Below are 17,926 nucleotides of genomic sequence, written 5' to 3'. Positions count from 1 at the left end.
GTGCTCGCGCCCGTGGCCGCGCCGCCCCCGGTCGCCGCGGCGGGCGCTTCAGCGGCGGCCGGGGGCGGCGCGGCCACGGGCGCGAGCACCGGCGTGGGCGCCGCGGGGCGGGGGATCTCCACCTTGTACTGCTGGAGGAGCGTGACGGTCTCCGGATCGCCGGGGTCCGCCTGGTAGGCCTTGAGCAGGTTGCCGCGGCCGACGTCCTGCTCGCCGCCCTTGATCTGCAGCACGCCCGCCATGCGCAGGGCAGCCTTGTCCTCCGGCTGGACCTGGAGGGCGCCCATCACCTCTTCGAGCGCCTTCTTGTCCTTGTTCTGCGCCGCGTAGACGCGCGCGAGAAGGAGGCGGGGATCGGCCGCGGTCGGGTGCGCCTTGACGCCCTTCTTGCAGACGACCATCGCCTCCATGAAGCGACCCAGGTCGAGGTACGCCTCCGCCAGGGGCTTGTAGGCATCCGACGAGGGGTCGGAAGCGAACGAATGCTCAAGCTTCGCGAGCTCGGTGGGGCTCAACGTCTTCGATGGGGAGGTGGACATGAACCAGAAGGTGCCCGGAGTGGCCGGGAAGGATGCGGTACCGGAAGGCGGTTTTTATGGCATCCACAGTGCGGCACGTCAATCGCAGGGTTGGGGCTGGAAACGAGCTGCTTGACAGCAAGGTAAGGCTCCGGTACTAGCCCACTCACTTCTCGGGACCCAACGCCCGCGAGGCGCAGCAGGCAGCAAGCAGTCCCCATGTGGGGGTGTAGCTCAGTTGGGAGAGCGTCGCGTTCGCAATGCGAAGGTCGTCGGTTCGATCCCGTCCACCTCCACCATGAAGCACGAAGGGCCTCACGGGAAACCGTGAGGCCCTTTGCATTTCAGGCCATTGGCGAATTGCAAAGGCTTCCGGCTTTGTTATCCGGGGCCGATGACCGACCCGTCCGCCTCCCTGTCGTTCTTCGCCCGCTTCTGGCTCGCCTGGCTGTGCTTCTGGCGCTGCCTCGTGTCCCGCGAATTCGCGCAGGCCGTGCTGCCGACCAGCCGCGCCTATGACGCCGGCCAGCTCAAGGAGCTCCCGTCCGGGGACACGCAGGCCCCACCGCCGGTGAAGACGCCCGTCGTCCAGGCGCCCGTGGCGCCCGCTCCCCTGCCCCCCGAGCGCGAGCACGCCAGCGCCCTGTCGCTGCTGGCCATGCTCCAGCGCGAGGGCCGCTTCCTGGACTTCGTGCAGGAGAACGTCGCGGCCTTCCCGGACGCGGACGTGGGCGCGGCGGCCCGCATCGTCCATGAAGGCTGCCGCAAGGTGGTGCACCAGTACCTGACGCTCCAGCCGGTGCTGCCGCAGGGCGAGGGCGACAAGGTGACGGTGCCGCCGGGCTTCGACGCGCAGCGCATCCGGCTGACGGGCAACGTCGCCGGTGAACCTCCTTATGGCGGCACGCTCCGGCACCACGGCTGGGTGACCACGGAGGTGAAGTTCCCCACCGTCAGCTCCGCCATGGAGCCGCGCGTGCTGGCGCCGGCGGAAGTCGAGCTCGCCTGACGCCCGCCCGGGCAGCAGGCGGCGCATCTTTCGAAGTCCCCTTCCCTTCGAGGAACCACAAGGCCCCTTCCCGGGGTTCCTGACCGATATGGCCCGATACGCAATCGGCATCGACCTGGGCACCACGCACTCCGCGGTGTCCTACTTCAACCTCGAGGACGGCAAGCCGCGCGGCCCCTCGCAGTCCATGCTGCCCGTGCCGCAGGTGACGGCGCCCGGCACCGTGGAAGCGCGCCCGCTCCTGCCCTCCTTCCTCTATCTGCCCAGCGCGCAGGAGTTCCCGGAGGGCAGCCTCGGGCTGCCGTGGAGCCAGGAGCCGGGCGTCATCGTGGGTGACTTCGCCCGCTCGCACGGGGCGAAGGTGCCCACGCGGCTGGTGTCCTCCGCGAAGAGCTGGCTGTCGCATCCGGGCGTGGACCGGCGCTCGGCGCTGCTTCCCTGGCAGGCGCCGCCGGAGGTGCAGCGCGTGTCGCCGCTGGATGCGTCCGCGCGCTACCTGCGCCACCTGAAGGAAGCGTGGGACCACACCTTCGCCCGCGCGCAGGAGGAGTCCGGCAACGCGCTGTCGAAGCAGGAGGTCATCGTCACCGTCCCGGCGTCCTTCGACGCGGCGGCGCGCGACCTGACCCTGGAGGCCGCGAAGGCGGCGGGCCTGGAGCACATCACCCTGCTCGAGGAGCCGCAGGCCGCGCTGTACGCGTGGCTGGAGGCGATGGGGGAGAACTTCCGCAAGCAGGTGCAGCCCGGGGAAGTCATCCTCGTGGTGGACGTGGGCGGCGGCACGTCCGACTTCTCCGTCATCACCGTGAAGGACCGCGAGGGCGACCTGGAGCTTTTGCGCGTGGCGGTGGGCGACCACATCCTGTTGGGCGGCGACAACATGGACCTGGCCCTGGCGCACACGCTCAACCAGCGGATGGCCGCGGACGGGCGCAAGCTGGACGCGTGGCAGTTCAACGGCCTCACCTATGGGTGCCGGCAGGCGAAGGAGACGCTGTACGCGGACCCTTCCGTGGACCGGGTGCCCATCGCCATTCCGGGCCGGGGCTCGTCGCTCATCGGCGGCACGCTGCGCACGGAGCTGACGCGCGAGGAGTTGGACCGCGTCCTCACGGATGGCTTCTTCCCGGTGACGCAGGTGGCGGACCTGCCGCGCACCGCCCGGCGCACGGGCCTTGCGCAGATGGCGCTGCCGTACGCGCAGGATCCGGCGGTGACGAAGCACCTGGCGGCCTTCCTCACCCGCCAGGCCCAGGCGCTGGCGGCCAGCGCGGACTCGCCGGTGGACGTGACGGGCAAGGGCTTCCTGCACCCCACCGCGGTGCTCTTCAACGGCGGCGTCTTCAAGGCCGGGCCGCTGAAGGGCCGCGTGATGGAGGTCCTCAACCAGTGGCTCGCCGCGGAAGGGGCGCCCCCGGCGAAGGAGCTGGAGGGCGCGGACCTGGACCTCGCGGTGGCCCGCGGCGCGGCCTACTACGGCTGGGTGCGTCAGGGGCACGGCCTGCGCATCCGCGGCGGCACGGCGCGCGCCTACTACGTGGGCGTGGAGACGGCGATGCCGGCGGTGCCGGGCATGGAGCCGCCGGTGAAGGCGCTGTGCGTGGCGCCCTTCGGGATGGAGGAAGGGACGCAGGCGGACGTGCCGCCCCAGGAGTTCGGACTCGTCACCGGCGAGCCCACCAGCTTCCGCTTCTTCGCGTCGTCCGTGCGGCGCGATGACCGCGTGGGCGAGATGCTGGAGGACGTGGAGTCGGAGCTGGCGTCCGGGGGACTGGAGGAGGTGGCGCCGATTGAAACGACGCTGCCCGGGCAGCCCACGCCCTTTGGCGACCTGACGCCGGTGAACCTCCAGGCGGCGGTGACGGAGGTGGGCACGCTGGAGCTGCGGTGCCTGGAGAAGAACGGCTCCGGACGCTGGAAGCTGGAACTCAACGTGCGCATGAAGGAGTAGAAGGGGCCCCGCACACCGGAGGCGTATGCGAATCGTCGGCATCGACCTGGGCACCACCCATTGCGCGGTGGCTTCCGTGGATCCAGGCAAGGGCTCGGGGGCGCCCGTCGAGGACTTCCCCCTGCCCCAGCTCATCCGCCAGGGCGAGGTGGCGCCCCGCGCCCTCCTGCCTTCCACCGTCTACGTCCCCGCCGGCCACGAGCTGGCCCCGGAGGTGCTGCGCCTGCCCTGGGGCGATGACGGCGGCCCGTATGTCGTGGGCGAGCTGGCCCGCTGGCAGGGCGCGCGCGTGCCGGGCCGGCTGGTGGCCTCCGCCAAGAGCTGGCTGTGCCACCCGGGCGTGGACCGCTCCGCGCCCATCCTCCCGTGGGGCGCGCCCGCGGACGTGCAGAAGCTGTCCCCGGTGGACGCGTCCGCCCTGCTGCTCACGCACATGGCCCGGGCGTGGGACTTCGCGCATCCGGACGAGCCTCTCTCCAAGCAAGAGGTGGTCATCACCGTCCCTGCTTCGTTCGACGAGGCGGCGCGCGCCCTCACGGTGAGCGCGGCGCGCAAGGCGGGGCTGGAGAAGTTCACGCTGCTGGAGGAGCCGCAGGCGGCCTTCTACGACTACACCGCGCGGCACCGCTCCGACCTGGAGCAGACGCTGGCCCAGGTGCGGCTGGTGCTGGTGGTGGACGTGGGCGGCGGCACCACGGACTTCACGCTGGTGCACGCGGGCGTGTCGCCGGAAGGACCCATGCTGCGGCGGCTGGCGGTGGGCGACCACCTGATGCTGGGCGGCGACAACATGGACGCGGCGCTCGCCCGGCGCATGGAGGAGAAGCTCACCCAGAACGGCCGGCGCCTGTCCGCGACGCAGTGGACGCAGGCCATCCAGGCCGCTCGCACCGCCAAGGAGGAGCTGCTGGGGCGCGCGCCTCCGGAGAAGTACGGCGTGTCGCTCATCGGCGAGGGCAGCCGGCTCCTGGGCGGCACGCTGTCCACGGAGCTGGGCCGCGACGAGGCGCACGCGCTGGTGCTGGACGGCTTCTTCCCCATGTCCGAGCCCGGGGACCGCCCCCGGCGCTCGGCGCGCATGGCGCTCCAGGAGCTGGGCCTGCCGTACGTGCAGGAGCCGGCCGTCACGCGGCACCTGGCGGCGTTCCTCGCGCAGCACGCGGCGGCGGGCTTCGCGGCGCTGGGCGAGACGCCGTCGCACGAAGGCGCCCTGCCCCGCCCGGACGCCATCCTGCTCAACGGCGGCGTCTTCAACTCGCCGCAGATTTCGGCGCGGCTGGTGGACGCGCTGTCCGCGTGGTGGCCGCAGGCGCCGCGCATCCCGCTGCTCAAGCACGAGTCGCTGGAGCTCGCGGTGGCGCGGGGCGCGGCGTACTACGGACTGGTGCGGCGCGGGCACGGCCTGCGCATCGGCGGTGGCGCGGCGCGCGCGTACTACGTGGGCCTGCAGCGCGGCCCGGACAGCGCGGAGCAGCCCACGCTGTGCCTCATTCCCCGCGGCTTCGAGGAGGGCCAGAAGGTGGACCTGGGCGAGCGCCCCTTCACGCTCACCCTGGGCCGGCCGGTGCAGTTCGCGCTCTACTCCACGACGAGCGACCGCATCGACAAGCCGGGGGACCTGGTGCCGCTGGCGGAGGACCTGAAGCCGCTGCCGCCCATCCACACGCTGCTCAAGAGCGCGTCCGGCAAGGTCAGTGAGGTGCCGGTGCACCTGCAGGCGGCGCTCACGGAGATTGGCACGCTGGAGCTGTTCTGCGTGTCGGACGTCGCGGACGAGCGCTGGCGCCTGGAGTTCGAGCTGCGCGGCACCGGCGGCTCGCACGAGCTGACCGTCACCGAGTCCATGCCCGCGCGCTTCGCCGAGGCGAAGGACAACGTGGAGCGCGTCTACGGCAACAAGCCGCTGCCCCTGGGGCCCAAGGACGTGAAGCAGCTGTCGCGCACGCTGGAGAAGGTGCTGGGCCCGCGCGAGACGTGGCGCGTGCCCGTGCTGCGCGAGCTGTGGAGCACGCTCTACGCGGGCGCGAGCAAGCGCCGCCGCACGGATGACCACGAGCGCGTCTTCTACAGCCTCACCGGGTTCTGCCTGCGCCCCGGCTTCGGCTACCCGCTGGACGGCTGGCGCGCGGAGCAGACCTTCAGCCTCTTCGACGCGCTGGTGCAGCACCACACGGACAAGGCGGTGTGGACGGAGTTCTGGGTGATGTGGCGCCGCATCGCGGGCGGCCTCACGGAAGGACAGCAGCAGAAGCTGTACGGCTACCTCCAGCCGCACCTGGCCCGGCGCGTGCCGCCGGACGCGCCCACGCAGGGCGGCAAGTTGAAGGGCATCCAACCGGAAGGGTTGGACGAGATGATCCGCACCGCCGCCTCGCTGGAGCACCTGGCGCCGGGCGACAAGGCGGAGGTGGGCCGGTGGATCGCCGCGCGGCTGAAGGCCGAGTCCCGCTCCGGCGGCCCGTGGGCGTGGGCCCTGGGCCGGCTGGGCGCGCGCGTGCCGCTGTACGGCAGCAGCCACAAGGTCGTGGACGTGGAGACGGCGGAGGCGTGGCTGGAGCTGCTCTTGTCCCTGGACCTGCGCAAGGTGGATGGCGCGCCCTTCGCCGCCGCCCAGCTCGCGCGCCTCACCGGCGACCGCACGCGCGATCTGGATCCAGCGCTGCGCGAGCGCACGGCCCAGGCGCTGGTGGCCGCGAAGGCCGCCGACACCTGGGTGCGGATGGTGCGTGAAGTGGTGGCCCTGGAGGCCGCGGACGAAGCGCGGGCGCTCGGCGACACGCTGCCGGCGGGCCTGCGGCTGTCCTGAAGCAGGAGGCGGACCCATCCGGACAGATCCGTCACATGCGGGGCGCGAACAGTGCGCGCCCCAGCAGGGCGGATCATCCCGGGCGGTGGATCAGACCAGGGTGGTGGCCGTCGCGTCGTCCGCGACCGGGGCGTCGACGAGCGTGGGAGCCACGGGCGCGGCGTCGAGCGGCACGGCGGCGACGACCTGGAGCACGGGCTCCGTGGCGGCGACGGCGGGCACCTCGACGGTGGCGGCCTGGGACTCGTCCTTCTTCGGCTTCTTCGTGCCCGCGCCCGAGCGGCAGCCCCGGCACCACGGCTGATTGCGGATGGCGCCGTCCGCCATCTTCCGCAGCCCGAACTGCGCCAGCGGCTTCAGCGTCTTGCACTTCAGACACATCAGCGAGATCAACACCTCGTGGCCGTCGGCGTCGTAGACGGAGGACTTGCGCCGCTTGCGCGGCTGGCCCGGCTCGCGCGCCTCTTTCTTCTCAGGCGCAACCGGGACCATCATCGGGGTCACTTTGTAGAGCATCTCTTCTGTCCCTCCCACGCACGGGCTCCAACTTGCTCGCGCTGGCTCGGGGCCGCGCCTGCAAGGGATCTCGCGTGCCCTAGAGTAGGGAGGTTTCCCGCCGTTGGAAACTGATCCCAGGCCGAAAATTCGGCCCTGGGCGCCTTGTGCTGATCTTCCGCTGGGTTGCACCGCGATCCAGCCCCAGCGGATCAGCGCGGAGGGAAAATTTCCAACGCCGGGCGCACTTTTTTCAGGGCTTCGCGTCCGCGCAGGGCCCCGCCGCCTTGACCAGGTGCACGCGCCCGAGCGCCGGGGGCTTCAGCGCGTTGCCGTGGGCGCGGCCGTACGCGGTGAGCACCTCGCGCAGGTCCTGCGCCTGCAACAGGCTGATACGTTCCCGTGGCAGCGTGGACGTCAGGGGCCCCACTCCGTCACCGCCGCGCAGGAGGAAGTCCGGCACCGCGACCCGGTAGGTCGCCTTCGCCTTCAGCGGCTTGCCTCCCGGAAGCGTCACGCCCTGGAAGCGCTCCGGGCCCGGGCACGCGCCCAGCGTCACCTCCAGCCCGGACACCGCGAAGACGCCCTTGCGGCCGCCGTAGGCCAGCGACAGGAAGCGGCGCAGCTCGTCCGCGCTCAGCTCCAGCACCGCGAGCGTGTTGTCGAAGGGCAGGATTTCATAGAGCTTGCCGAAGGTGAGCGGCCCCTGCGGCAGGTCCGCCCGGATGCCGCCCGCGTTCATCACCGCCGCGTCGGCGCGGGCCGCCTCCCGCATCGCGTCCGCGATGAGGTTGCCCAGCGCGCTCTCGCCCTCGTACACCTGGGGCATGCGGGCCTGGGTCTCCACGCCCACCGGGCGGCGCTGCTCCTCCTCCACGCGCGCCTCCGCGGGGGCCACCAGCGCCTCCACGCGGGCGTCCGGCGTCACCGGCCTGCCCAGGAACGTGGCCGGCACCAGCCGCACGTCCTTCGCGTCCTTGAGCTTCAGCGGATCACAGGACTTCAGCGTGGCGTCCACGACACCGCACACCGGGATGGCGGCGTGGATGCGCGTGCGCTCGGGCAGCACGCGGTGGGTCACCGGATCCACGAAGAGGTCCACCACGCCGAACGAGCGCGCCAGGCCCGTCGTCTCGATGACCGGCACGTCGCCGAAGAAGTGCCCCATGACCTGGTGCGTGTGGCCCGCCACCACCGCGTCCACCGCGCCCTTCGGCAGCGCGTCCAGCACCGCGTAGATTTCGCCGTCGTCGCGCTCGCACCCGGACGTGTCGCGCGGGTTCGCCAGGTCCGTGCACTTGCCGCCCGCGTGCGCGACGGCGACCACCACCTCCGCGCCCTGCTCACGCAGCGACTGCGCGGCCTGCTTCGCGGCGTCGGCCAGGGACTCGAACCTCAGGCTCGCGACGTTCGCGGGGTTGGTCGTCTGCGGCGTCGACAGGGTGGACAGGCCCAGGAGGCCCACCTTCACGCCCTTCACGGTGACGACGGTGGTGCCGTCGTTGCCCAGCCATGCCGGGGGGCGGCCGTCCTGCTCGCGCACGTTCGCGGACAGGAAGGGGAACTTCGCCTGCGCCACGCGGGCCTTGAGCGCGCCCAGCGGGTCCTCGTCCGGACGCGTGGCCACGGGCCCCGGGCCCACCGGTCCGTAGTCGAACTCGTGGTTGCCGATGGCGACCGCCGTGTAGCCCAGCAGGTTGTACACGTCGACGACGATGGCGCCCTCGCCCAGGTTGGACGCCAGCGTCCCCTGGAACAGGTCGCCGCCGTCCACCAGCAGCACGCCGCCCGGGTTGTCCTCGCGCAGCCGCGCCACGTAGGACGCGAAGAGCGCCGCGCCCCCCTGCTCCACCTTCTGCCCGTCCGGCAGCGTGGCGCGGTGGGGCATCACCCAGCCGTGGAAGTCGTTGGTGCCCACCAGCGTGAGCCGCACGGGCTCGGCCGGGGCGGACGCGGGCGTCGGAGGGGTGACGGGAGCGGGCGTCGGGCCGCCCTTGCAGGCGGAGGCGAGCACCGCGAGCGCCAGGACGGAGGAACGAAAGGTGCGCATGGGGCGCGCACTTCATCCCGCCCCCCTGTCGCTTTCAACCCGCTTCGAGTGTCAGTTCCGGCGCCGGCGGCCCAGGAGCGACAGGGCCAGCAGCCCCAGCGTCGCGACGGCCGACACCGACGTGCTGGTGCACCCGCAGCCGCTGTCGTCGTCGATCCTGCCGCCGCCACTCGGGTTGCCGCCCGGATCGATGATGACGCCGCCGCCACCGCCGTCCTTGCCGGTGCCGCCGTCCACGCCGCCATCCGCGGGCTGCTGCGCGATGACGAGCGGCGGCGTGAACGCCCGCGCCACGTTGCCCCACGAGGTGAGCTTCAGGTTGTCACTCAACGTGCTGCTGCTGACGCCGTCATGCGCGACGAAGAGCCCCTCCGGGAAGGCCGTGCCCAGCGCGCCCGAGAAGGCCACCAGCCCGCGCGACTGCTCCACCGCGTCCGTGCCGCCGTCCTGCCCCAGTTGGAACGCGCCCACCCGGCCCAGCGTGCGCCGGTCGAAGACGACGAAGGTGTTCGCGCTCGGATCCGACGCCACGAGGTAGCCGTCCAACCCGGACGCCTCGTACAGCGCGATGCGCCCCACGGACGTCAGGCCGCCATCCCCCAGGCCCACCACCTGCGTGCCCGCGATGCCGGCGTCCGCGTCCGCGCCGTAGCGGTAGAGCCCCTGCCCCTGCTGCGCCACGTAGAGCGCGCGGTACGCCGGGTCCACCGCCAACCCCAGCACGTTCCCGGCCGGAATGTCCCGCAGGGGGGTCGCCGTGACGCCACCGTCGGTGGGCGTCAGCAGGAACTGCCGCAGGCCGCCACCTGACACCAGACCGCCGAAGGCCTGGATGGTCCCATCCGTCAGCCGGGCCAGCCGCACCGTTCCGTAGGTCACACCTACGTCCAGCGGGGCCGCCGTGGGCGACAAGCGGGTGAGTCCGCCACCATCCGCCGTGGCATCCATCACGTAGGGCACCAGGCCCTGCAGTGTAGGACTGGCGCTGAGCACCAGCGCCGCGGACGTGCCGCCCGCCAGGGGGAAGCCGCCCAGCACGTCCACGCTCGAGGACGTGCCCTCGGTGACGGCCTGCAGCTCCCCTCCGTCCAGGGCGTAGGTGAACAGGCCGTTGTTCTGGTCCGCCGTGATGAGTCGGCTCGCGGCCGGGTCGGCCGGGTTCACCCACAGGGCCACGTCGTTCACGGTGCCGCCGCCAGAGCGCGCCCCGGGCTGGGTCTGCACGGTGTAGGGCGCTGTCACGGGAGCCGTCTGGGCCCCCGCCGCCGTGCTCAGGAGCACGACCGTCAAGGCAGGGAGGGAGAGGTTGCGCATGGGCGGCTCCTGGGCAGGTCGCTCCCTACCTAGGCATGGGCGCGTCCCCGTTCAAGTTCCCTGAAACCCTGGAACGGTTGGCAGACGGCGAAAGCCTCGGGTACAACGACCAGCGTCTTCCAGCGAACAGACAAGGGCCATGGCCAAGCGCGCACTCATTACGGGCATCACGGGGCAGGACGGCAGCTATCTCGCGGAGCTGCTCCTCAAGAAGGGCTACGAGGTGCACGGCATGGTGCGCCGCTCTTCCGAGGAGAAGTTCGAGCGCATCGCGCACCTGCAGGGCAAGGTGACGCTGCACCAGGGCGACCTGCTGGATCAGTTCTCGTTGGCGGCGCTGCTGAACCTCACCCAGCCGGACGAGGTCTACAACCTGGCGGCGCAGTCCTTCGTGCCCACCAGCTGGAACCAGCCGGTGCTCACCGGTGAGTTCACCGCGCTGGGCGTGACGAAGATGCTGGAGGCCATCCGCCACACCCGCCCGCAGGTGCGCTTCTACCAGGCGTCCTCCAGCGAGATGTTCGGCAAGGTGCTGGAGGTGCCGCAGTCGGAGGACACGCCCTTCTACCCGCGCAGCCCGTACGGCGTGGCGAAGGCGTACGGCCACCACATCACGGTGAACTACCGCGAGTCCTTCAAGCTCTTCGCGGTGAGCGGCATCCTCTTCAACCACGAGTCGCCCCGCCGCGGCCTGGAGTTCGTCACGCGCAAGGTCACGTACAACGTGGCGCGCATCAAGATGGGCCTCCAGGAGAAGCTGCCCATGGGCAACCTGGACGCCAAGCGCGACTGGGGCTTCGCGGGCGACTACGTGGACGCCATGTGGCGCATGCTCCAGCAGGAGACGCCGGAGGACTTCGTCGTCGCCACCAACGAGACGCACACCGTGCGGGAGCTGGTGGAGATCGCCTTCGCGCGCGTGGGTCTGGACTACCAGAAGCACGTGGTCATCGACCCCGCGTTCGTGCGCCCGGCGGAGGTGGACCTGCTCATCGGCAAGTACGACAAGGCCAGGGAGAAGCTGGGCTGGGAGCCCACGGTGCGCTTCAAGCAGCTCGTGGAGATGATGGTCGACGCGGACCTGGAGCGCGTGAAGGCAGGACAGCGGTAAGATGCGCGTCCTCGTCACGGGAGCGGATGGATTCGTCGGCCGGCATGCATGCGCTGCGCTTCGCGCGGCCGGCGACGAGGTGGTGGAGGTGCACGGGCCCCGCGGCGAGGGCATCAGCAGCACCGCGTTGCACTTCGACATCGCCGACGAGGCGAAGGTCAAGGCGGCGGTCTCCGAGGTGAAGCCGGACTCGGTGCTGCACCTGGCCGGCTTCAGCTCGGTGGCCAAGAGCCACCAGAACCCCGCGCGCGTCTTCGCCGTGAACACCATGGGCGTGGTGCACCTGCTCACCGCCCTGCGTGAGAGCGCCCCCAAGGCGCGCGTGCTGCTGGTGGGCTCCGGTGAAGTGTATGGCCCCGTCGCGGAAGGCACGCTCGCGAAGGAAGACCACCCGCACGTGCCGCTCAGCCCCTACGCGGCGTCGAAGTCCGCGGGGGAGCTGGCCGGCGAGCAGTTCTTCCGCAGCTACGGCATGGAGGTCATCCTCGCCCGGCCCTTCAACCACCTGGGCGCGGGGCAGGACCCCACCTTCGTGGTGCCGTCGTTCGCGGCGCAGATCCGCGCCATCGCGCTGGGCACGGTGGACCCCATCCTGCGCACGGGTAACCTGGACGCCATCCGGGACTTCTCCCACGTGAAGGACGTGGTGGACGCGTACCGGCTGCTGCTGCTCAAGGGCGAGGCGGGCCAGGCCTACAACGTGGGCAGCGGCGAGGGCCGCACCATCCGCGGCCTGCTGGAGGAGATGCTCCAGCTGTCCGGCGTGCAGGCGCGCATCGAGCTGGACCCCGCGCGGCTGCGCCCCTCGGACATCCCCAGCCTCGTGGCCGACCCCGGCAAGCTGCGCGCGCTGGGCTGGGCCCCCAGGCTCACCGTCGCGGACGCGCTGCGCGACGTGCTGGGCCCCCGGGTGGGCTCGAACTGACGCACCGCTGGCGCGCGCCTCTAAGCGGGGCGCGCCAGCGACTGCCACGCCTCCAGGCGCCGGTCCAACGCGGTGAGGGCCCACAGGTCCGCCGCGTTGCCCGGCGTCACGGCGGCCAGGTCCCGCTGGAGGTACTCGCGGGCCTTCACCTCTCCCCACTCCGACAGGATGCGCAGGGCCATCAGCGACGGCTTGCGCGCCACGAGCCGCAGGAGCACGTCCTGCACGCGCGGGCTTCGCTCCGCGTCCGCCAGCCGCTGCACGGCTTCGTGACGGGCATCCGGCGTGGAGTCCTCCGACTCCAGGGGCGCGGCCAGCTCCGCGAAGCGCGCCTCGTCCAGCAGCGCCGCGGGACGCCGGCTCTCCCAGTGCTCCACCGTCACGGTGGTGCGGCCCCGGGCCACGCACTCGCGGCGGATGCCGTCGTTCTTGAGCACGTCCAGCACCCGCTCCGGCGCGGGCGTGCCGCCCTCCACCGTGCGCAACGCGCGCTGGGACAGCATGGGGGACTGGCCCAACAGGTGCGTGCGCAGCACCGTGGCCTCCACCGTCTTCTCGTTGCCGGGCGGCACGCGGTCCCACTTGAGGAACACCTCCGCAATGCCGCGCTCGCGCACGTACCAGCGGTACTCCAGCCACACCGCCCCTCCCCGCTCCGCGAAGCGCGGGTCCGAGGGCTCGTGGAGGCGCGGCGCGCCCTCTCGCGTGCCGGTGAAACAGCGGTCCAACAGCTTCTGGGCTTCTTGAAGTCGCATGGGGAGCGGGCGGGCATTGTAGGGCTCCCCGTCAGGTTCCTCCATCGCCGCACGTTCGTGTCACTATTACACGAAGATTTCGAGGAGGCCTGGGATGGGCACGACGGCGTCAGGGCGGTTCACGTTCTTCTGGAAGGAGGACTCCTTCTTCTCGCAGTGGCACCCGTCCGTCTTCACGGTGGACGGCGTGCGCTACACCTGCGCGGAGCAGTACATGATGGCGGGCAAGGCGCGTCTGTTCGGTGACACGCGCGTGCTGGACCAGGTGCTGCGCGCCGCCACGCCCAAGCAGCACAAGGCGCTGGGCCGCAAGGTGAGCCCGTTCGACGCGGCCCTCTGGGAGCGCGAGCGCGAGCGCATCGTCTACGAGGGCAACCACGCGAAGTTCACCCAGCACCGGCACCTCCTGGAGGCGCTGCTCGCTACTGCGGGCACGGAGCTGGTGGAGGCCAGTCCGCTGGACCGCATCTGGGGCGTGGGGCTCTCCGCGGAGGACCCTCGCATCCAGGACCCGTCCACGTGGCGGGGGCTGAACCTGCTGGGCAAGGTGCTGACGCGCCTGCGCGAGGACATCCTCGCGCAGGAGCCTGCACCGGTCAGAACTTGAAGCTGGCGGACTGGTCCGGCACGCCGTTGAAGTCCAGGTGGAGCGTGGCGTGGTCGCCGTGGCCCTTCTCGCTCCACTCCTGCTGCAGCGTGGACAAGTCGAACGCCAGCTCCTTGTAGACCAGCGCCTTGCACCGGTCGTTGTTCGCGTCATGGAGCAGCGTGAGCTCCGCGCGAGGCTCGCCCGCCGCCGTCTGGGTGAAGCGCCCGTCCCACGCGAGGCCGTAGCGGTGCTGCTTGCAGCCGCCGCCGTGGCGGACCTTGAGCGTGAGCACGTTGCCCTTCACGCGCTGCGATTCGATGGCCAGCGGGTCGCGGGGCGCTGGCGTCTCCGTGATCTCCAGGGGCATGACGATGGCGGCCTCCTGGTTCTCCGCCTCCGCCGCGGGCGACTCGGCCCTCTGTTCCGGGGGCGTCACGGCGGTGGGCGGCGCCTCTTCCTGCTGGGCGGTGGGGGCCGGCTCCTGGGCCTCGTCCTTGCGCGCCGCGTTCGACCCCGCGCACCCGAGCAGCATTCCGCAGACGATTCCACTCCACACGAGCAGTCGCATGTTCCTCCAGGGGGCCCTTCATGGGCCGGTTGACCACGGGCGCCTTGTCGCCTACCGGTGGCGCAGCGCCGCATCGTAAGCGGCCCGCGTCCCTTCCGCGGCGCGGGCCCAGGTGAACTTCGCGGCGTGACGCTGGCCCGCCTCCGACAGCGCGCGGCGCTCCTCCGGCGAACGGAGCAGCCGGTCGATGACCGCCGCCAGGCCCTCCGCGTCGTCCGGATCCACCGCGGGCGCGGCGTCTCCGCACACCTCCGGCAGCGAGCCCGCCGTGGACACCACCGTGGGAGTGCCCAGGTGCATGGCCTCCAGGGGCGGCAGGCCGAAGCCCTCGTAGCGCGAGGGGAAGACGAACAGCGCCGCGCGGCGCATCAGCGCGTAGAAGATGGCGGGGGTCTGGTAGCCCAGGGGCCGCACGTCCAGGCCTTCCGAGCGCATCCGCTCGATGCGCTTCTCCACCTTGCCGGAGCCGTACCAGGCCTGCCCCGCAAGCACGAGCGTGAAGGGCCGGCCGCGCGCGTGCAGCCGCTCCTGTGCTTCCAGCACCAGCTCCACGTTCTTGCGCACGTCGAGCGAGCCCGCGTACAGCACGTAGTCCCCGGGCAGGTTGAGCGCGTGGAGGAACTCATCGTCCGCCTCGCTCAGCGGGGTCGCGTTCACGTGGTCCACGCCGTTGTGCACCACCACGGTGCGCGGCTCCACCTGGGGGAAGCGGCGCACCAGGGCCTGGCGCGTGCATTCACTGATGCACACCAGCCGGTCCGCGAGCATCAGGCTGCGCGCGAGCCACAGCCGGAACTGCCAGCGGTACGGCGCGGAGACGGTGTGTGGCAAATCCAACGGCACCAGGTCGTGCACCGTGAGGACGTACGCGGTGCCCGGCGTGCGCCGCAGCGGCAGGTTGAAGTTGCTGAGCGCGTGGTAGACGGGCGGCGGTGAGGCCTTGAGCAGCCGGGGCAGCGTGGCCAGCGTCCAAGACGTTCGCTTCTGGACGCCGCGCGGGTGCTCGCCGGACTTGCGCGCCCCCATCCGGTCCAGGCGGACGCCCTGGGCTTCGAGCGCCTCCGCGAGGCAACGGGTGTACAGGCCGATGCCAGTGGTGGGCTCGTCCCACAGGGTGGCGTCGAAGGCGATGGGTCCGGGGGTCGACACGGGCCGCCTCATACCATGCCCGTGTGCTACACACGGCCCTCCATGGCGGTCCATCAGCTGATCCCAAGCTTCGGCCCCGGCGACGCTTCCGGTCAGGCCGCGCTCCACCTGCAACTCCTGCTGCGCCGCATGGGGCACGTGGGGGACATCTACGCGGAAGAGGTCGCCGGAGGGCTGCAGGGCCTGGCCCGCCACGTCTTCACGCTGAAGCCGAAGCCGGATGACCTGGTGCTGTACCACCACGGCATCGCGTCCCCGCTGAGCGGCCGGCTGATGCACCTGGAGTGCAAGCGCGGCGTGGTGTTCCACAACATCAGCCCCGCGCGCTTCTACCGGGACACGCCGCTGGAGCACGCGCTGGTGGCCGGCCGCGCGCAGGTGGCCGCGATGGCGCCCTTCCTGGACGTGTCCATCGGGGACTCGGACTACAACAGCGAGGAGCTGCGCGTCGCGGGCCACCGCAACGTGCACACCGTGCAGCTCTTCATCGAGAAGGAGCGCTTCGCGGCGTCCGTGGCGGATGCGGGGAAGCTCGCGGAGCTGGCCGGGCCCGGCCCCACCCTGGTGTCGGTGAGCCGGGTGATGCCGCACAAGCGCTTCGAGGACCTGCTCGCGCTGCACCGGGAGCTCCTGCGCATCCGGCCCCAGGCGCGCCTGCTCGTGGTCGGCGGCTACGAGGCGGGCAGCCGCTACTTCAAGTCGCTCCAGCGCGAGATGAAGGACCTGAGCGGGGTGCACTTCCTGGGGCGCCTGTCGCATCCGGAGCTGGTGGCCGTGTACCGCTCCGCGTCCGTGTTCGTCTCCATGAGCGAGCACGAGGGCTTCAGCGTGCCCATCATCGAGGCCATGGCCTCCGAGGTACCGGTGCTCGCGTACGCGGCGGCTGCGGTGCCGGAGACGCTGGGCGGCGCGGGCATCGCGTTCGACCAGAAGCGCTTCGCCTTCCTCGCGGAGCTGGCGGTGGACCTGAGCGAGGACCCGGACCTGCGCAAGGCCGTGCTCGACGGTCAGGCGCGCAGGCTCCAGCACTTCTCCCCCTCCGCCGCGCAGGTGTCGCTCACGCGCGCGCTGGAGGGCGTGGTGGCGCCGCCGCCCCGGCCGCGCAAGGCCCCGGCGAAGCGGCCGCGCGTGGCGCTGGTGGTGCAGCGCTATGGCGAGGTGACGGGCGGCGCGGAGAGCCACGCCGCGCAGGTGGCGGAGCACCTGGCGCCGCACTGGGACGTCACGGTGGTGACGACCTGCGCGAAGAACCACCTGACGTGGGAGAACACCTTCCCGCCCGGCGAGGACCGCGTGGGCCGCACGAAGGTGCTGCGCTTCCCGGTGGCGCGCACGCGCAACATCCACGCGTTCAACGACATGTCGCGCCACGTGTTCGGCCACGGCAACGAGCGCTTGCGTGAAGAGCAGTGGGTGGCCGAGCAGGGCCCGCTGAGCCCCGGGCTGATGGAGCACCTGGCCACCACGCAGGACGCGTACGACGGCTACCTGTTCTTCACGTACCTCTACGCGCCCACGGCGTGGGGGCTGCCGCTGGTGTCGGACCGCGCGATGCTGGTGCCCACCGCGCATGACGAGCCGCCCATCCGCTTCGGCGTCTACGGAGACGTGTTCAACCGTCCCCGGGTGCTGATGTGCAACACGCCGGAGGAGGTCGCGATGCTCGGCCGCTTCCACCCGCACCATGCGCGGGCGCGCGTGGTGGGCGTGGGCGTGGACGCGCTGCCGGCGGTGCCCGACCGCTTCCGGGCGAAGTACGGCGTGCACGGCCGCTACCTGCTCTACGTGGGCCGGCTGGAGCCGGGCAAGGGCGTGCCGGACCTGCTGAAGTTCCACCGCCAGCTGCGGGGCAGCTACCAGGACGCGCCGGAGCTGGTGCTCGCGGGCGAGGCGCACATGGACGTGAGCGGCGAGGGCGTGCGGCACGTGGGGCGCATCTCCGAACAGGACAAGCACGACGCGCTGGCGGGAGCGCTGGCGGTGGTGGTGCCGTCCAAGTTCGAGAGCCTGTCGCTCCTGACGCTGGAGGCGTTCGCGCAGGGGACGCCGGTGCTGGTGAACGGGCACTCGGAGGTGCTCGTGGGACAGGTGGAGCGCAGTGGCGCGGGCCGGGTGTACCGGGGGCTCGCGTCGTTCGTCGAAGGGCTGCGCGAGCTGGGCGAGGCCCGGGACGCCATGGGCCAGCGGGCCCGCATCTACGCGCAACGGCACACGTGGCCCCAGGTGGTCGCGGCGTACCGGGAAGAGATGGCGCGCATCGTGGAGGAGACACACCGATGAAGCTGCTCGGACGGGACATTCCCACGAGGGCCCTGGTGGCCCGCATCGAGGAGCGCCTGCGCGTGCGCGGGCTGCCCACGTCGGAACCGGCGGAGGTGCCGGAGGACGGCGTGGAGCCGCGCGTGGATCCGCTGACGTTCAACATGCACGCGCTGGAGGAGAACGCGGACACCACGCGGGCCCTGCCGCTGCACACGCACCGCGCCGGCATGGGGCAGGCGGTGCTGCTGGCCAAGTGGGCCTTCCGCAAGACGTGCCAGGTGTTGATCAACGAAACCCTGGGCCGGCAGCGCGTGTTCAACGGCCTGGTGCGGGACTCCTACGCCCAGCTCTCCGCGGAGGTCCTCCGGCTGCGCAAGGAGGTGGACACGCTGAGGGCCCAGGGTTTCGTTGATCAACACCTGGC

General features: G+C 71.6%; 14 protein-coding genes, 1 tRNA gene and 1 pseudogene. 9 read left to right on the top strand and 7 right to left on the bottom strand.

Features of this window, described 5'->3' with window-relative positions; translation table 11 throughout:
- The coding region (locus D7V80_RS33275; protein WP_370452578.1) for a lipopolysaccharide assembly protein LapB at nucleotides 1–539 on the bottom strand (539 nt) is incomplete at its 3' end.
- A 202-nt stretch (nucleotides 540–741) separates the two neighbouring features.
- Between D7V80_RS33275 and D7V80_RS33270 the strand changes: the two genes are divergently transcribed.
- From D7V80_RS33270 to D7V80_RS33255, 4 genes are all read left to right on the top strand, one after another.
- Nucleotides 742–817 (top strand) — tRNA-Ala (locus tag D7V80_RS33270).
- 95 nt (nucleotides 818–912) lie between these two features.
- Nucleotides 913–1,527: a DUF2760 domain-containing protein gene (locus D7V80_RS33265; protein ID WP_120591938.1), complete on the top strand. Its 615-nt coding sequence runs from the start codon at nucleotides 913–915 to the stop codon at nucleotides 1,525–1,527.
- 88 nt (nucleotides 1,528–1,615) lie between these two features.
- Nucleotides 1,616–3,478, top strand: coding sequence for an Hsp70 family protein (locus D7V80_RS33260; protein WP_120591937.1), 1,863 nt, complete (start codon nucleotides 1,616–1,618; stop codon nucleotides 3,476–3,478).
- 25 nt (nucleotides 3,479–3,503) lie between these two features.
- Nucleotides 3,504–6,284 carry an Hsp70 family protein gene (locus D7V80_RS33255; protein WP_120591936.1) on the top strand — a complete coding sequence of 927 codons (2,781 nt, stop codon included), beginning with the start codon at nucleotides 3,504–3,506 and terminating at the stop codon, nucleotides 6,282–6,284.
- Between the two features lie 90 nt (nucleotides 6,285–6,374).
- On the opposite strand, the gene D7V80_RS33250 is transcribed toward D7V80_RS33255, so the two are convergent.
- From D7V80_RS33250 to D7V80_RS33240, 3 genes are all read right to left on the bottom strand, one after another.
- Nucleotides 6,375–6,800: a hypothetical protein gene (locus D7V80_RS33250; RefSeq protein WP_120591935.1), complete on the bottom strand. Its 426-nt coding sequence runs from the start codon at nucleotides 6,798–6,800 to the stop codon at nucleotides 6,375–6,377.
- Nucleotides 6,801–7,032: 232 nt separating this feature from the next.
- Nucleotides 7,033–8,829 (bottom strand): bifunctional UDP-sugar hydrolase/5'-nucleotidase, encoded by a 1,797-nt coding sequence (locus D7V80_RS33245; protein ID WP_120591934.1) that lies wholly within the window; start codon nucleotides 8,827–8,829, stop codon nucleotides 7,033–7,035.
- A gap of 51 nt (nucleotides 8,830–8,880) precedes the next feature.
- Nucleotides 8,881–10,143: a myxosortase-dependent phytase-like phosphatase gene (locus D7V80_RS33240; RefSeq protein WP_120591933.1), complete on the bottom strand. Its 1,263-nt coding sequence runs from the start codon at nucleotides 10,141–10,143 to the stop codon at nucleotides 8,881–8,883.
- Between the two features lie 139 nt (nucleotides 10,144–10,282).
- On the opposite strand from D7V80_RS33240, the gene gmd reads away from it, so the two are divergent.
- Both gmd and D7V80_RS33230 read left to right on the top strand, forming a co-directional pair.
- Nucleotides 10,283–11,254, top strand: coding sequence for a GDP-mannose 4,6-dehydratase (gene gmd / locus D7V80_RS33235; protein WP_120591932.1), 972 nt, complete (start codon nucleotides 10,283–10,285; stop codon nucleotides 11,252–11,254).
- Between the two features lies 1 nt (nucleotide 11,255).
- A complete protein-coding gene (locus tag D7V80_RS33230; RefSeq protein WP_120591931.1) occupies nucleotides 11,256–12,179 on the top strand; it encodes a GDP-mannose 4,6-dehydratase in 924 nt (307 codons plus the stop codon).
- 20 nt (nucleotides 12,180–12,199) lie between these two features.
- Here D7V80_RS33230 and D7V80_RS33225 read toward each other — a convergent pair whose 3' ends face one another.
- Nucleotides 12,200–12,934, bottom strand: a complete 735-nt coding sequence (locus D7V80_RS33225; RefSeq protein ID WP_233585900.1) for a hypothetical protein — start codon at nucleotides 12,932–12,934, stop codon at nucleotides 12,200–12,202.
- A gap of 94 nt (nucleotides 12,935–13,028) precedes the next feature.
- Here D7V80_RS33225 and D7V80_RS33220 point away from each other — a divergent pair, with 94 nt between their 5' ends.
- A complete protein-coding gene (locus D7V80_RS33220; RefSeq protein ID WP_120591929.1) occupies nucleotides 13,029–13,541 on the top strand; it encodes an NADAR family protein in 513 nt (170 codons plus the stop codon).
- Here the strand turns inward: D7V80_RS33220 and D7V80_RS33215 are convergent.
- On the bottom strand, nucleotides 13,531–14,091 hold the full coding sequence (locus tag D7V80_RS33215) for a NigD-like C-terminal domain-containing protein (protein ID WP_120591928.1): 561 nt from the start codon (nucleotides 14,089–14,091) through the stop codon (nucleotides 13,531–13,533). The genes D7V80_RS33220 and D7V80_RS33215 overlap by 11 nt on opposite strands.
- 51 nt (nucleotides 14,092–14,142) lie before the next feature.
- On the bottom strand, nucleotides 14,143–15,252 hold the full coding sequence (locus tag D7V80_RS33210; RefSeq protein ID WP_120591927.1) for a glycosyltransferase family 1 protein: 1,110 nt from the start codon (nucleotides 15,250–15,252) through the stop codon (nucleotides 14,143–14,145).
- Nucleotides 15,253–15,282: 30 nt separating this feature from the next.
- Here D7V80_RS33210 and D7V80_RS33205 point away from each other — a divergent pair, with 30 nt between their 5' ends.
- Together D7V80_RS33205 and D7V80_RS33200 are read left to right on the top strand one after the other, a co-directional pair.
- Nucleotides 15,283–17,520 (top strand): glycosyltransferase family 4 protein, encoded by a 2,238-nt coding sequence (locus D7V80_RS33205; RefSeq protein WP_120591939.1) that lies wholly within the window; start codon nucleotides 15,283–15,285, stop codon nucleotides 17,518–17,520.
- Nucleotides 17,517–17,926, top strand: a pseudogene (locus D7V80_RS33200) (hypothetical protein); the annotation flags it as partial. The gene D7V80_RS33205 and the pseudogene D7V80_RS33200, both read left to right, overlap by 4 nt.

Source organism: Corallococcus sp. CA054B, from assembly GCF_003611625.1.
Classification (GTDB): Bacteria; Myxococcota; Myxococcia; order Myxococcales; family Myxococcaceae; genus Corallococcus; species Corallococcus coralloides.
The sequence above is the reverse complement of the archived record's forward strand: the minus strand, read 5'-3'. Positions and strand labels throughout refer to the sequence as shown.